Here is a 14173-nt window from a genome sequence, read left to right on the forward strand (position 1 = left end):
AAGCGGTGTCTCAGGCGAAGTAGGTTTTCGCCCGAAACATCAAGCACCGTGGCACTTCTTGAATTTCTTGCCGTTGCCGCATGGGCAAGGGTCGTTGCGGCCAACGTCTTTCAGGGCGTTGCGCACCGGTTCCTGGTGAGCGTGGCCGCAGTTCGGGCCGTGGACATGGCCATGGTCGTGATCATGGTGGTGATGGTCATGATCGTGGTTGCAGTCTGGGCCATGGACATGAGGTTGCTGGGTCATCGGGGTCACTCCGTAATCAAATCGGCGGGGATTATCACGCCATTGCGCGCCAGGTGCACGTAGTGAGCGATGAATAAACCGGTTTCCATCTCGCCCTCCAGTCGATAGGGAATCTGCTGGTGCGGGTTTTTCAGCATTTTCACCACCTCTTTCACCTTCGGCCACAGGTTGGTACGGATCGGCACCTTGTAAAACGCGCTGCTTTTGGGGTTCACCGTGATCCAGTGTTCGTGCTCCCCTTCGGCCAGCAGCATGTCGGCCAGGTGTATGCGGTATTCCAGGCCGCGCACGGTCAGGTCGCTGTCGTTGGGGTTGTCGATGCGAAAGTGCAGTATGAATTTCTGTTCCAGCAACTTGGCGCGCACCACTTCGACTTTCACCAGGTGCACGGCGGGGTCGCGGGAATCGTCGGTAAACCATGACGCGCAGCCGCCAAGCCCGAGAAACACGAACAGTGTGAAAGCCTGAAATGCGCGCCAATGACCGAGCATGGTTTAACTCCCTTTGCTGCCCAGTCTAGCCTCAGCTGCCGAAATACCCCGCACAGCATTTCTTGAACTTCTGGCCGCTGGCGCACGGGCAGGCGTCGTTGCGGCCCAGCTTCAGTTGCACGGTCGGGTCGATGAAGTACCAGCGCCCGGTGTTCTGCACGAACGACGAGCGCTCGCGGTGGCTGTGCTCGCCCTGACCGTCATGCCAGCGCGCGGTGAAGGTGACGAACGCGTGCTCCGGCTGGCCGCCGAGCACTTCCGAACTTTCCACGTCCAGACCGAGCCAGGTGCTCTGGGCGCTCCAGTCGCTGATCGACTGGCGATCCAGCCCCGCTTGCTGAGCGGGCAGGGTGGTGGCCACCAGATAATCGATCAGGCCCAGCACATAGGCGCTGTAGCGCGAGCGCATCAGGGCTTCGGCGCACGGGGCCGGGTGGCCGGCGTGATAGTGACCGCAGCAGGCATCCAGCAGGTTGCCGCTGCCGCAAGGGCAAATGGCTGTACTCATTGCATTACCACCAGTATTTCCCGAAGTTTTCCGGATTGGCCCAGAACCGCGAGTTGAGCCAGTCGGGGACTTGTTTGTAGTCAAGCAGATCGTAGGTGAACAGGGTCAATACCTGCTCATCCCGGGCGAAGCGTTCGCTGGCTTGCAGGGCCAGGGAATAAAAATCGGTTTCCTGCCAGCCGCTGGCCGGCAGGTCTGCCAGCACGGCGATGCGGCTGGCGTTGAGGTTGCGGATCCCGCCCAACAGATTCAGGCCGTCGCGCTTGGGCAAATGTTCCAGGCAGTCGACTACCAGCGCCAGGTCGAAACGGCGGGCCGCCAGTTCCGCCGGCAACGCACCGGGCGCGGCGTGCGCGACGCAGGTATCCGGGTGCGCTTCTTTAAAGGCAGCCAGCGCCGGGAACTCGCTGGCGCCGATCAGCAGCAGTCGTGCCGGGGCGTAGCGGTCGAGCAGGGCGGCCAATGCCTGCTGCGGCGTGCGGGAAGAAATGGCGACGTTCATCGAAGCTCCTCAATCAGAGCGCCAAGACTAGCCTGCCCGGACGCCAAGGCCTAGATCTCTGTCCTGCGGGTTTGCGGCAAATTCGTCGAAGTCCCGTGAACAGGCGCACAAACAGCAATGGCCTATTGCTGGCGGAGATTAAAACTCCGGTCTTTACTCCCTGAATCGGTTCTAAGCCGATCCCTCAGGAGAAAACTAGATGAGCATAGTTCGGACAGCATTACCCTTGGTTCTGCTAACCAGTGTGTTGACTGGTTGCGCAGGTTTGCAGAAAACCGACTGGCCGACCTGTGCGGCAGTCGGTGGTGTCGTCGGTGCGGGGCTCGGTGCGACCGAAAGCTCCGCATGGGCGGGGTATGGCGCGTTACTCGTCGGCGGTACGGCAGCAGCCTATTGCTGGGTTCACGGTGATGGCGACGAAGACGGCGATGGTGTGCCGGACAGTCGCGACAAGTGCCCGGGCACGCCTAAAGGCGTACAGGTCGATGCTGACGGTTGCCCTCCACCAGCCCCTGCGCCAGTGGTCGAAGAAGCTGTAGTGGTCAAGGAAGAAACCATTGTCATCCGCGATGTTCACTTCCAGTTCGACAAGGCCACGCTGACCCCGGCCGACAAACTGGTCCTGGATAAGGTCGCTTCGCGCCTGAAACAGGAGTCCAGCACCGCGCAACTGACCGTGACCGGCCACACCGACAGCGTCGGCAGCGATGCCTACAACCAGAAACTGTCGGATCGCCGCGCGCACTCGGTGGTCAAGTACCTGGTCGAGAGCGGTGTACCGCAAAGCAGCTTCGTGTCGGTGACCGGTGCCGGTGAAAGCCAGCCGGTGGCAGACAACAAAACTGCTGACGGTCGTGCGCTGAACCGTCGTACCGAAATCAAAATCAACCGCTAGCCCCCTCGCATCCGCGGCTTGTGCAGTCGCGGATGCGGGTCTTTACTCCTGTGTAACCGGTATGGGCCGGTGACACAGGAGCTTTAACGATGAGTGTTCTTACAAGGTCCGTCTTGCCGGTTCTGCTGCTGGGCAGCCTGTTGACCGGTTGCGCCACCCACAGCGATGGCACCGCTCCCCTCAATCAACGTACCTGGCCGATCTGCAGCCTTATTGGCGGACTGGTCGGCGGCGGTCTCGGCGCGCTCGAAAGTGGCGGCTGGGCCGGCGGTGGCGCTGCGCTGGGGATCCTCACCGGCGGATTGATCTGCTATGCCCAGGATGGCGATGAAGACGACGACGGCGTGTTCGATCGCCGCGACCGTTGCCCCGATACCCCGGCCAATACCCCGGTCGACCACCGCGGCTGTCCGCTGCCGCAATACCCGGTTACCGAGAAACCCGCCGAACCGGCCCCGCAAACTGAAGTCATCACCCTCAACGATGCCGGCAACGTGCTGTTCGATTTCGACAAGTCCGATCTGAAACCGGCCGCGAAAAGCCAGCTGGACACATTGATGGACAAACTGCGCAATGCCGATGTAGTGAGCATCAAGGTCATTGGCCACACCGACAGCAAGGGTTCGGATGCCTACAACCAGGCACTTTCGGAACGTCGCGCCAGCAGCGTGGCGGAGTATTTGCTGAGCCAGGGCCTGGCGCCGAACAAACTCACCAGTGAAGGGCGTGGCGAGAGCGAACCGGTCGCCGATAACAACACGGACGAGGGGCGTGCGCAAAACCGTCGGGTGGAACTGCACATCAATCGTTAGGATGCGTCTGTAGTCCGCAGGCTAGAGCTGTCGGTCGATGATCATCGTCGAACCGGCAGCCATCCGGCGGTGGATCGGTTTTTTTCATTTTTCCCTCTGGCTTATCCCCTGCAGAAGCCGTTACTGTGCGCCCAAAGAATAATTCGCAACACGGGGGAGCGTATGAATGTGTTCTGTGGGCTGGGGCGATTGTTGACCCTGCTGTTCTGCTGCGTGGTGCTGGCCAATCAGCTGGTGCCGTTTGTTCATCCGCTGCACCTGCTGGTCAATCTGGCCGGCGGTCTGCTGCTGTCGATCCACGTGCTCGAAGTGCTGCTGTGCAACCGCAGCCTCAAGGGCCGTCCGCACCCTTGGCGTGATCGTGGCCGCATCCTGTTGTTCGGCGTTTTCCACCTGCAAACCATCCCGGCCCCGGCCGCTCCGGAGGCTTCCCATGCGTAATCTCTGCCTGCTTGCTGCATTCATCAGTCCCCTGGCCTGCGCCCAGGTGGTCAGCGTCGAAACCAACTCGCTGATGCGTCTGCCGAACACCGCCAGCACTCTGCAACTGGAGAAACTGGTGGTCGCCGATTACGGCACTTTGCTGATTCCTTCGAACGTGACCGAGCTGAGTGTCGGCGAATTGCAACTGGGCCATGAAGCGCGCATCGCCATCGTGCCGAGCGAACAGGCGCTGGATATGAAAGTCATCCGCGCTCAACTTGCCGAAGGCAGCCAGATCACCGCCCGTGGTGCACCGGGCACCTACGAAAAAGCCGCCCGCGCCGGGCGCAATCTGAATCTGCAATTCAAGGCGTTGAATGCGCCGAAGCTGGTGGTCGATGCCCGTGGCGGCACCGGTGCGCCGGGTTTTGTCGGGCTCGATGGCGCCAACGGTCAGGAGCCGGGTTGCACCTGGGGCCAGGCGGGACACGGTTTTGATGGCAGCAACGGCAGCGATGGCCAGCCGGGTGCACCGGGCGCGCTGGTGCGTCTTGAAGTGCCGCGCGATTTTCCGGCCGAGCTGATCAAGGTCGAAGTTGCCGGCGGTGCCGGTGGCCCGGCCGGTCCTGGCGGCAAGCCGGGGGCGGGTGGCAAGTCCAAGGGCTGCCTGGTCTATCGCGCCGACGGCGGCAAGAGCGGCAAGCCGGGGGCCGACGGGCAGCCGGGGCCTGCGGGTGCGGCGGGGTCTGTCACCGTACAGCGCTTGTAATCGATTGCACCTACCCTCTACGTTGATCGTTCCCACGCAGAGCGTGGGAACGATCAGGTATCAGTCAGGGTGCGCTCGTCAGAACGAGGGCCGCGCAGCTGCCACCGCCACCAGCACCACCCCGACCAGCAGATTGAACCCCACCACCTTGCGAATCCGCCCCAGCACCGCCGCACCCGCCGGCCAGTCCTTCGCCTGCACCGCCGTGCGCAGCTCAGGCAGCATCAATGCCTGAATCCGGATGAACAGCGCGGTCATCACCACATACAACCCCATCATCACCTGCACATAGCGCGGCGCGTTATCGAAGGCGATGTGTTGCAGATGCAGCATGCCCACCCCGGTGACCGGCAGCAGAATCACCGCTCCCCACACCCAACGAAAAAAACCTTGAAACACTTCCACCCAGAGCGTCAGGCGCCCGGGGCCGTCCAGTGCCTTCATGGCCGCGGGGCGCAGGACCATCCAGGCGAAAAACATACCGCCGACCCACACCAGTGCGGCCAGCACATGGATGGGGTAAACGAGGCTAAAAGGTGTCATTGGGGTACTCCGTTCTGCGCAGGATCGATTCGCGGGGTATGATAGCCGCCGAACCGAACCACTGAAAATTTATCCAGCGTTTTTTGCGCCCGACACTCAATGATCAGCACTGAACTCAAAACCACGATCCAGGGCGCCTACTCGCGTTTTCTAGAGGCCAAGAGCCTCAAGCCGCGTTACGGCCAGCGTCTGATGATCGCTGAAGTCGCCAAGGTCCTCGGGGATATCGACACCGACGACGAAGGCCGGCGCAGTGGCGACCCCGCGATTGTCGCGGTGGAAGCCGGCACCGGTACCGGCAAGACCGTGGCCTACAGCCTGGCGGCGATCCCGACGGCGAAACTGGCCGGCAAGAGGCTGGTGATCGCCACCGCCACCGTCGCCCTGCAAGAGCAGATCGTCTACAAGGACTTGCCCGACCTGATGCGCAACAGCGGGCTGAACTTCAGCTTCGCCCTGGCCAAGGGCCGTGGCCGCTACATGTGCCTGTCCAAGCTCGACATGCTGTTGCAGGAAGGCCATGCGCAGACCGCCACCGCGCAGCTGTTCGAAGAAGAAGGCTTCAAGATCGAGGTCGATGAGGCCAGCCAGAAGCTGTTCACCAGCATGATCGAGAAGCTCGCCGGCAATAAATGGGACGGCGACCGCGACAGCTGGCCCAACGCGCTGGAAGACGCCGACTGGGCGCGCCTGACCACCGATCACAGCCAGTGCACCAACCGTCATTGCCCGAACTTCGGCCAGTGCGCCTTCTACAAGGCCCGCGAAGGCATGGGCAAGGTCGACGTGATCGTCACCAACCACGACATGGTGCTGGCCGACCTGGCGCTGGGCGGCGGGGCAGTCTTGCCCGATCCGCGCGACACCATTTATGTGTTCGACGAAGGCCACCACCTGCCGGACAAGGCCATCGGCCACTTCGCCCATTACACACGTCTGCGTTCCACCGCCGACTGGCTGGAAACCACCGCCAAGAACCTCACCAAACTGCTGGCCCAGCACCCGTTGCCGGGCGACCTCGGCAAACTGATCGAGCAGGTGCCGGAGTTGGCGCGGGAGATCAAGACCCAGCAGCAATTCATGTTCACTGCCTGCGAACAGATTGCTGATTTCAAGCCCGGTGAAGACGTCGAAGGCCGCGAGCGTCCGCGTCATCGCTTCATCGGTGGGGTGATTCCGGAACACATGCGCGAGATGGGCATCGAGCTGAAAAAAGGCTTCGCCCGCCTCAACGACCTGTTCACCCGTCTGACGGATCTGCTCAAGGAAGGCATGGACGGCGAGGTCAACATCGGCATCGCCAGCAATCAGGCCGAAGAATGGTATCCACTGTTCGGCAGCCTGTTGTCCCGTGCTTCCGGCAACTGGGAGCTGTGGACCGCGTTCACCGCCGAAGACCCGGAAGACAACCCGCCGATGGCCCGCTGGCTGACCCTGGCCGAAAGCGGTTCGCTGTTCGATATCGAGGTCAACGCCAGCCCGATCCTCGCCGCCGAAACCCTGCGCCGCAGCCTGTGGAACGTGGCCTATGGCTGTCTGGTGACTTCGGCGACATTGACCGCGCTCGGCACGTTCGACCGTTTCCGCATGCGCGCCGGTCTGCCGAAAAAAGCCGTCACTGCCGTGGTGCCGAGCCCGTTCCATCACGCCGATGCCGGCGTGTTGCGGGTGCCGGACCTGAAGGCCGATCCGCGCGATGCCGCCGCCCACACCGCCGCGATCATCCGTGATCTGCCGGAGCTGGTCGAAGGCTCGCGCGGCAGTCTGGTGCTGTTCTCGTCGCGCAAACAGATGCAGGACGTGTTCGACGGCCTCGACCGCGACTGGCGCAAGCAAGTGTTCATTCAAGGCAACCTGTCGAAACAGGAAACCCTGAACAAGCACAAGGCGCGGGTCGATGGCGGTGATTCCAGCGTGCTGTTCGGCCTCGCCAGTTTTGCCGAAGGCGTGGACTTGCCGGGCGCCTACTGCGAACACGTGGTGATCGCCAAGATCCCGTTCTCGGTGCCGGACGATCCGGTCGAAGCCGCGCTGTCGGAATGGATCGAAGCCCGGGGCGGCAATCCGTTCATGGAAATCTCGGTGCCCGATGCCTCGCTGAAGCTGGTTCAGGCGTGCGGCCGTCTGCTGCGCACCGAAGAAGACCGCGGCACCATCACCTTGCTGGATCGGCGGCTGGTCACCCAGCGCTATGGCAAGGCGATCCTCAATGCGTTGCCTCCTTTCCGTCGTGAAATATCCTGAGACATCGGTGGGCAGTTTTGCCCGCCGCGTTGTCTATCTCTCTGCTATTGCTTTTCCATTGGCCCTCGTGGGTCGTTAGGGAGAAATCCGTTCTCATGATTCGTCGTTCGTTGCCTGCCGTTTTTGCCCTGGTTTTCGCTGGCCCCTTGCTGGCGGCACCTGCCGGCCAGCAGACCCTGTTCAACTTTGTCCGCCCCGCCGATGTGGTGAAAGTGGCGACCGAAAATGCCGACCTGCCGCAAGCCAACGCCGAGCAGACCCCCGAAGGCGAAGTGCTGCGCCGGGTGACGTTCAATCCGACGGCCCGCCCGACCTTGCGCCTGAGCCCGCAGACCGGTGCCTGGGACTGGTCGCAGTCCGGGATGATGAGCCTGCGCATCCAGAGCGCGATGAACTGGGCGGTGACCGTCTACGTGCAAATCCAGAGCAACGACGGCAAGACCCTGGTCAGCCGCGTTGACCTGCCGGCCGGCCCGGCGCAGACCTTGCTCGTGCCGTTGACCGCGACCTCGCCACTCAGCCAGGGCATGAAAGCCGGCCCGGTGATGCCGATGACGATCGATGGGCAGCGCATTCTGCTGGCGAGCAGCAGCGGTGAGCTGGATCGCAGCCAGGTGGTATCGGTCAGCCTGTCGATGGACCAGCCGAAAGCCGCGCAAAGTCTGCTGCTTGAGCGCTTTGGCGTGCAGGACGAAGGCGAGGTGATCAAATCCGCCTACGGCAATCTGGTGGATGCCTATGGCCAGTCGACTCGCGGCAGGTGGCCGGAGAAAGTCGCCAATGACGAACAACTGAAAAGCGCCGCCGCCAAAGAACAGCAACAACTGAACACCTGGCTGGCCGAGCGCGAAAAGTCGTCGCTGGACAAGTTCGGTGGCTGGAGCAAAGGCCCGGCGTTCAAGGCCAGCGGTTTCTTCCGCACCGAAAAGCGTGACGGCCGCTGGTATCTGGTGACGCCCGAGGGCCATCCGTTCTATTCCCTCGGTGTGAACACCGTCAGCCCGGAGGTCAACCAGACCTACGTGGCCGGCCGCGAGTACATGTTCGAATCCCTGCCAAAACCTGAAGAGCCGCTGGCCAGCCACTTCGGCGAAGGCGACAACCGTGGCGGCAACGGTGTCGATCAGGGCCGTGGTTACAATTTCGGGCGCTGGTACGACTTCTACGGCGCCAACCTTCAGCGTCTGTATGGCGAGCCGTGCACCCCGGACAGCGGCAACAAGGCCGGAGTGGCCGAAGCCGCCAAGGCCGGGGCCGCCGAAGAAGCCGCGACCAACGCCAGCGCACCGGTCGCCGCCTCCGAACAGCCGACAGCCGGGGTCGCCGAGTCGGCAGCCACCAGCGGGCAAAGTGTTGCGGCGCCGTGCAAAAACACGGTCGACGAGCAAAAGTGGGCCAGCCACACGCTTGATCGCCTGCAAGCCTGGGGCTTCAACACGGTCGGTAACTGGAGCGCCCCCGTCCTCGGTAACGCCGAGCGCATGCCGTACACCTTGCCGCTGTCGATCGTCGGCGATTACGCCAGCATCAGCACCGGCACCGATTGGTGGGGCGGCATGCCTGACCCGTTCGATCCGCGCTTCGCCATGGCCACCGAGCGCGCCGTGGCGATTGCCGCCCGCGATCATCGCGATGATCCGTGGCTGATCGGCTACTTCGCCGACAACGAGCTGGCCTGGGCAGGCCCCGGTGATGATCCGAAATCCCGTTACGCGCTGGCCTACGGCACCTTGAAAATGACCACCGACGTTCCGGCCAAGCGCGCGTTCCTCAAGCAATTGCGCGACAAGTACCGCAATCAGGCGGGGCTGTCGAAGGCCTGGGGCATTGATCTGCCGGCGTGGGAATTGATGGAAGACCCGGGTTTCGAGGCGCCGCTGCCGAATCCGGAGCATCCGGAAATCGAGGCCGACTTCAAATACTTCCAGAAGGTCTTCGCCGACACGTACTTCAAGACCATTTCCGACTCGCTGAAATGGCACGCGCCGAACCAGTTGCTGCTCGGTGGCCGTTTCGCCACCAGCACCCCGGAAGCGGTGGCGTCCTGCGCCCAGTATTGCGACGTGCTGAGCTTCAACATGTACACCCTGCAACCGCAGGACGGCTATGACTTCGCCGCGCTGCGCAGCCTCGACAAACCGGTGCTGATCACCGAGTTCAACTTCGGCTCCACCGACCGTGGCCCGTTCTGGGGCGGCGTGACCCCGTTGAGCAAGGAAGAAGACCGCGGCCCGGCCTACGCCAACTTCCTCAAACAGGCGCTGAGCGAGCCGTCGATTGTCGGCGTGCACTGGTTCCAGTTTCTGGACCAACCGGTGACCGGGCGCCTGCTCGATGGCGAGAACGGGCACTTTGGTCTGGTCGGTGTCACCGATCTGCCGTTCCAGGGTTTTGTCGAAGCCGTGCGCAAGAGCAACCTGGCGACCGTCGATCAGTTGAGCAAAGAGGCGCAGAAAGCGGCTGCTGCAGCGGACAAGACCGGCCACGAAGCCGAAGGCGGCCGCAAGGCAGACGCCGGCAAAGGCCCGGGACAGGGGGCTGGCCACACAGGCGGGCATTCCGGCAACGGTCACTGATCGATACGAAACCTGAAGACCGCCCGGCCCGCAGCGGTTCCCAAAACCCTCACGGGCTGGAACAATGCGGGCCACTTTGTAGAGCGTTTTCGCGGGGGAGTTGCGGGTGCAGATTCAGGGACATTACGAGCTTCAATTCGAAGCGGTGCGCGAAGCCTTCGCCGCACTGTTCGACGATCCCCAGGAACGCGGCGCCGCGTTGTGCATTCGGGTCGGCGGCGAAACCGTCCTCGACCTCTGGTCCGGCACCGCCGACAAGGACGGCGCCGAGGCCTGGCACAGCGACACCATCGCCAACCTGTTCTCCTGCACCAAGACCTTCACCGCCGTCACCGCGCTGCAACTGGTTGCCGAAGGCAAGTTGCAGCTCGATGCGCCGGTCGCCCGTTACTGGCCGGAATTCGCCGCCGCCGGCAAGGAATCCGTCACCCTGCGCCAACTGCTTTGCCATCAGGCCGGTATCCCGGCCCTGCGCGAATTGCTGGCGCCTGAGGCGCTGTATGACTGGCAGACCATGGTCGACGCTCTCGCCGCCGAAGCGCCGTGGTGGACGCCTGGCACCGGTCACGGTTATGCCGCGATCACCTACGGCTGGCTGATCGGCGAATTGCTGCGGCGCGCCGACGGTCGCGGGCCGGGGGAATCGATTGTGGCGCGGGTCGCCAAACCGCTGGGGCTGGATTTCCATGTCGGTTTGGCCGACGAGGAATTCCATCGTGTGGCGCACATCGCCCGGGGCAAGGGCAATACTGGCGACGCCGCTGCCCAGCGCCTGCTGCAAGTGACCATGCGCGAACCGACGGCCATGACCACCCGGGCCTTCACCAATCCGCCGTCGGTGCTCACCAGCACCAACAAACCCGAATGGCGCCGTATGCAGCAACCGGCGGCCAACGGCCACGGCAATGCACGCAGCCTGGCCGGGTTCTACGCCGGTCTGCTCGACGGCAGCCTGCTGGAAAGCGAAATGCTCGACGAACTGACCCGTGAACACAGCCTCGGCGAGGACAAAACCTTGCTGACCCGCACCCGTTTCGGTCTCGGTTGCATGCTCGATCAACCCGACGTGCCGAACGCCACTTACGGCCTCGGCCCGCGTGCATTCGGCCATCCGGGTGCAGGCGGTTCCATCGGTTTTGCTGATCCGGAGCACGATGTGGCCTTCGGATTTGTGACAAATACACTGGGGCCGTACGTCTTGATGGATCCGCGCGCGCAGAAGCTGGCGCGGGTACTAGCCACTTGTCTGTAAAGCGTCGTCCGAGGTTCCAGGGCCGGAACCTCATGGCGAATTTCGTTTCAAAGCGTCTGTTTATCCGGGCGAAAGTCCTCTGATTGTTCACTACTTCTTTTTGTGGGTTTCCAATGTCGTCCAAACAAACTCTCGCCCTGGCCCTGTGTTTCGCAATCACCGGTTGTGCACAGACTCCGAAGAACGACGCCGATGGCGGCAGCTGGTGGCCGTTCGGTTCTTCCGACAAAGTCGCAGCCAAGGAGCCGGCTCCGGCGCCTGCGCCGTTGAAACCGGCCGCCACCGCGCCTGTGGCCAAGGCCGAGAGCAGCAGTCCGTGGTACTGGCCGTTTGGCTCGGACGACTCGGCGGCCAAGCCTGAAGTGAAAGCTGAAGCCAAACCCGAAGCCAAGCCAGTCGAAGTCGCCAAGGCCGAGGCCGAGGCCGACAAGGGTGGCAAATGGTGGTGGCCGTTCGGCGGCAAGGAGCAGGACACCGCCAAAGTCGTGCCGATGCCCGACCCGAAAGTGACTCAGGCCTGGCTGGATGACTATGAGCCGCGCCTGCGCACCGCAATCAAGGACAGCAACCTGCAACTCGAGCGCCGTGAAAACGTGCTGGTCGTGACCGCGCCGGTGGAAGGCTCGTTCAACCCGGATCGCCCGGCGATGCTGCTGCCAGTGACCCTCGGTCCGTTCACCCGCGTCGCGAAAATCCTCGAAGCCGACCCGAAAACCGCCGTACTGGTGCTCGGTCACAGTGACACCACCGGCGCCGCTCCGGCCAACGTCAAGTTGAGCCAGGAACGCGCCCAGGCCGTGGCGGCGATTTTCCGTCTCAGCGGTCTGCAGCGTGATCGCCTGATGCTGCGAGGCATGGGTTCCGAAGCGCCGCGTGCCGCCAACGACAGCGTTGAAGGCCGTGCCCTGAACCGCCGTGTCGAACTACTGGTGACGCCGCAGAACACCATGGTCGCGCTGCTGAGCAAGTACAACATGCCAGCACCGAAGCCAGTGACCATGGTTGCTGCCCAGGACGTCAAGCCTGCCGCCAAACCGGTGACCCCGGCGCCGGCTGCTAAGAAAGCCGCTGTACCGGCCACCAAAAAGGCTCCAGCCAAGAAAGCTGCTGCCAAGGCTCCAGCGAAGAAGGCCCCGGCCAAGGCTCCGGCGAAAAAGACCGCGCCCGCCAAAGCCGCCGCAACCGACAAAAAAGTCGCTGCGACCGATACCACCAAAAAGTGATCCGCTAACGAAAAGGAATGCGCCGTGACCCAGTCTCTGGCAGATATGCGTCGTGATTACACCCGGGACGGCCTGACCGAGGCGCAAGCCCCGGCCGAGCCCTTTGCGTTGTTTCACCAGTGGTTTGCCGAAGCGGTGAAAACCGAACAGGCGCCAGTGGAAGCCAACGCGATGACCCTGGCCACGGTGGATGCGGACGGCCGTCCGCATTGCCGCATTCTGCTGCTCAAGGGCCTGGACGAGCAGGGCTTCACCTTCTTCACCAACTATGAAAGCGCCAAGGGTCAGCATCTGGCGGCGAACCCGTTCGCCGCGATGACGTTCTTCTGGCCGACCCTGGAGCGCCAGGTACGGATCGAAGGGCGGGTGCTGAAGGTCTCGCCTGAAGAGTCCGACGCGTACTATCAGGTGCGGCCGCTGGGCAGCCGACTCGGCGCTTGGGCCTCCCCGCAGAGCCGGGTCATCAAAGGCCGGGGTGAACTGGAAGACTTGCTTAAGGCGACCGAACAGCGCTTCACCGACACCCAGCCAGATTGCCCGGAGCACTGGGGCGGCTATCGCTTGCTCCCTGAGCGCATCGAGTTCTGGCAGGGTCGCGCGAGCCGTCTGCACGATCGCCTCAACTACCGTGTGCAGGGCGCCAACTGGATTCTTGAACGTCTGGCACCTTGAGCAGTCTACCGAGCGGGATAGTCTGCCGCAGCGGCTTGGAGCCACTTCGGCAGGTCCCGGCGCTTGATCTTCTGCGCCTGAGCCTGCTCCAGCCGTTCGAGCATGAACGCGCGTTTGCCTTCATCCTTGCCGGCCAGTGACAATGCCAGATCGCGATCCATCCAGCGTTTGATCCGCACATACAGCCACCAGTGGAAGTACAGACCGGCGGCGGTGGTGACGACAATGATGAAGTAATCCATGGAAATCCTTGGGTCGGCGGCGCAGGAAACGGATTTTGGCGCTACTGTTGGGTGAGTTCGCGGGTGCCTGTACCGGGCCTGAATGAAAGCAATTTTATCCGGGCGACGCCGTGACAGGCGTCAAGCTGCGGAGTTTAATGAATACCTGTCCTTTGGAGTTGATGCTATGCGTAAGTCTGTTCTGCTGGTTGCTTCCTTTTCCACGATGGCGATGTTGCTGACCGGCTGCCAGTCGAGCCTGACCGGTGACTCCTACTCCCGTGACGAAGCGCGTCGCGTGCAGACGATTCGCATGGGCACCATCGAATCCCTGCGTCCGGTGAAAATCGAAGGCACCAAAACCCCGATTGGTGGTGCAGCCGGTGCAGTGGTTGGCGGTGTTGGCGGCAGTGCCATCGGCGGCGGCAAAGGCAGCATCGTTGCAGCCGTTATCGGTGCCGTGGCCGGCGGCCTGATCGGTTCGGCCACTGAAGAAGGCCTGACCCGCACTCAAGGTGTTGAAATCACCGTGCGCGAAGACGACGGCAGCATGCGCGCCTACGTGCAGCAGGTTCAGGAGAATGAAGTGTTCCGCGTAGGCGAGCGGGTACGGATTTCGACCGTTGGCGGCACCAGCCGCGTTTCGCACTAAGCGCGAACGAGCGATAAAAGAAAACCCCGATCAGGTGACTGGTCGGGGTTTTTTGTTGGTTTGCGGCATTAACGAAGCAGGAAAATCGTGGCTGCAGGACGCGTCTCTAAAGACGTGGGGATTGTTCTCTACAGTGATCCACGG

At 62.7% G+C, this 14173-nt stretch carries 16 protein-coding genes; 10 read left to right on the top strand and 6 right to left on the bottom strand.

From position 1 onward, the window contains the following. Window positions 1-39: 39 nt before the first annotated feature. Genes L6D82_RS04160 through L6D82_RS04175 form a run of 4 tightly spaced genes read right to left on the bottom strand, consistent with a single transcriptional unit; the run spans window position 40 to window position 1747 of the window. Window positions 40-246: an SEC-C metal-binding domain-containing protein gene (locus L6D82_RS04160; RefSeq protein WP_007955014.1), complete on the bottom strand. Its 207-nt coding sequence runs from the start codon at window positions 244-246 to the stop codon at window positions 40-42. A 5-nt stretch (window positions 247-251) separates the two neighbouring features. Beyond that, window positions 252-737, bottom strand: a complete 486-nt coding sequence (locus L6D82_RS04165; RefSeq protein WP_236188177.1) for an LEA/WHy family protein — start codon at window positions 735-737, stop codon at window positions 252-254. A 31-nt stretch (window positions 738-768) separates the two neighbouring features. Then, entirely contained in the window at window positions 769-1245 is a 477-nt protein-coding gene (locus L6D82_RS04170; protein ID WP_007955017.1) for a YchJ family protein, read from the bottom strand. Between the two features lie 4 nt (window positions 1246-1249). Beyond that, window positions 1250-1747, bottom strand: coding sequence for a DUF6231 family protein (locus tag L6D82_RS04175; protein WP_011332778.1), 498 nt, complete (start codon window positions 1745-1747; stop codon window positions 1250-1252). Window positions 1748-1946: 199 nt separating this feature from the next. On the opposite strand from L6D82_RS04175, the gene L6D82_RS04180 reads away from it, so the two are divergent. From L6D82_RS04180 to L6D82_RS04195, 4 genes are all read left to right on the top strand, one after another. Continuing rightward, window positions 1947-2642 carry a PA1041 family peptidoglycan-binding anchor lipoprotein gene (locus L6D82_RS04180; protein ID WP_011332779.1) on the top strand — a complete coding sequence of 232 codons (696 nt, stop codon included), beginning with the start codon at window positions 1947-1949 and terminating at the stop codon, window positions 2640-2642. 89 nt (window positions 2643-2731) lie between these two features. Then, window positions 2732-3454 carry a PA1041 family peptidoglycan-binding anchor lipoprotein gene (locus L6D82_RS04185; RefSeq protein ID WP_007952001.1) on the top strand — a complete coding sequence of 241 codons (723 nt, stop codon included), beginning with the start codon at window positions 2732-2734 and terminating at the stop codon, window positions 3452-3454. Between the two features lie 162 nt (window positions 3455-3616). Next, window positions 3617-3895, top strand: coding sequence for a DUF1145 domain-containing protein (locus L6D82_RS04190; protein ID WP_236188178.1), 279 nt, complete (start codon window positions 3617-3619; stop codon window positions 3893-3895). Continuing rightward, complete coding sequence (locus L6D82_RS04195) at window positions 3888-4646, top strand: collagen-like protein (protein WP_236188180.1); 759 nt, start codon at window positions 3888-3890, stop codon at window positions 4644-4646. The genes L6D82_RS04190 and L6D82_RS04195 overlap by 8 nt, the downstream gene beginning before the upstream one ends. 78 nt (window positions 4647-4724) lie before the next feature. Here L6D82_RS04195 and L6D82_RS04200 read toward each other — a convergent pair whose 3' ends face one another. Further along, window positions 4725-5189 carry a CopD family protein gene (locus L6D82_RS04200; RefSeq protein WP_064382929.1) on the bottom strand — a complete coding sequence of 155 codons (465 nt, stop codon included), beginning with the start codon at window positions 5187-5189 and terminating at the stop codon, window positions 4725-4727. Window positions 5190-5288: 99 nt separating this feature from the next. Here L6D82_RS04200 and dinG point away from each other — a divergent pair, with 99 nt between their 5' ends. The 5 genes from dinG to pdxH all read left to right on the top strand — a co-directional run bounded on the left by dinG (window position 5289) and on the right by pdxH (window position 13156). Next, window positions 5289-7433, top strand: a complete 2145-nt coding sequence (gene dinG, locus L6D82_RS04205; RefSeq protein WP_007952008.1) for an ATP-dependent DNA helicase DinG — start codon at window positions 5289-5291, stop codon at window positions 7431-7433. Between the two features lie 95 nt (window positions 7434-7528). Beyond that, window positions 7529-10009: a beta-galactosidase gene (locus L6D82_RS04210; protein ID WP_236188182.1), complete on the top strand. Its 2481-nt coding sequence runs from the start codon at window positions 7529-7531 to the stop codon at window positions 10007-10009. Between the two features lie 106 nt (window positions 10010-10115). Then, window positions 10116-11261: a serine hydrolase domain-containing protein gene (locus L6D82_RS04215; RefSeq protein ID WP_236188183.1), complete on the top strand. Its 1146-nt coding sequence runs from the start codon at window positions 10116-10118 to the stop codon at window positions 11259-11261. 113 nt (window positions 11262-11374) lie between these two features. Then, entirely contained in the window at window positions 11375-12484 is a 1110-nt protein-coding gene (locus tag L6D82_RS04220; RefSeq protein ID WP_236188184.1) for an OmpA family protein, read from the top strand. A gap of 24 nt (window positions 12485-12508) precedes the next feature. Continuing rightward, complete coding sequence (pdxH, locus tag L6D82_RS04225; RefSeq protein WP_236188186.1) at window positions 12509-13156, top strand: pyridoxamine 5'-phosphate oxidase; 648 nt, start codon at window positions 12509-12511, stop codon at window positions 13154-13156. 5 nt (window positions 13157-13161) lie between these two features. On the opposite strand, the gene L6D82_RS04230 is transcribed toward pdxH, so the two are convergent. Next, window positions 13162-13398 carry a hypothetical protein gene (locus L6D82_RS04230; protein ID WP_064382934.1) on the bottom strand — a complete coding sequence of 79 codons (237 nt, stop codon included), beginning with the start codon at window positions 13396-13398 and terminating at the stop codon, window positions 13162-13164. A gap of 166 nt (window positions 13399-13564) precedes the next feature. Between L6D82_RS04230 and L6D82_RS04235 the strand changes: the two genes are divergently transcribed. Continuing rightward, entirely contained in the window at window positions 13565-14029 is a 465-nt protein-coding gene (locus L6D82_RS04235; RefSeq protein ID WP_007969461.1) for an outer membrane lipoprotein, read from the top strand. Window positions 14030-14173 lie beyond the last annotated feature (144 nt).

Origin of the sequence: Pseudomonas paraglycinae (assembly GCF_021601625.1) — a bacterium.
GTDB lineage: Bacteria > Pseudomonadota > Gammaproteobacteria > Pseudomonadales > Pseudomonadaceae > Aquipseudomonas > Aquipseudomonas paraglycinae.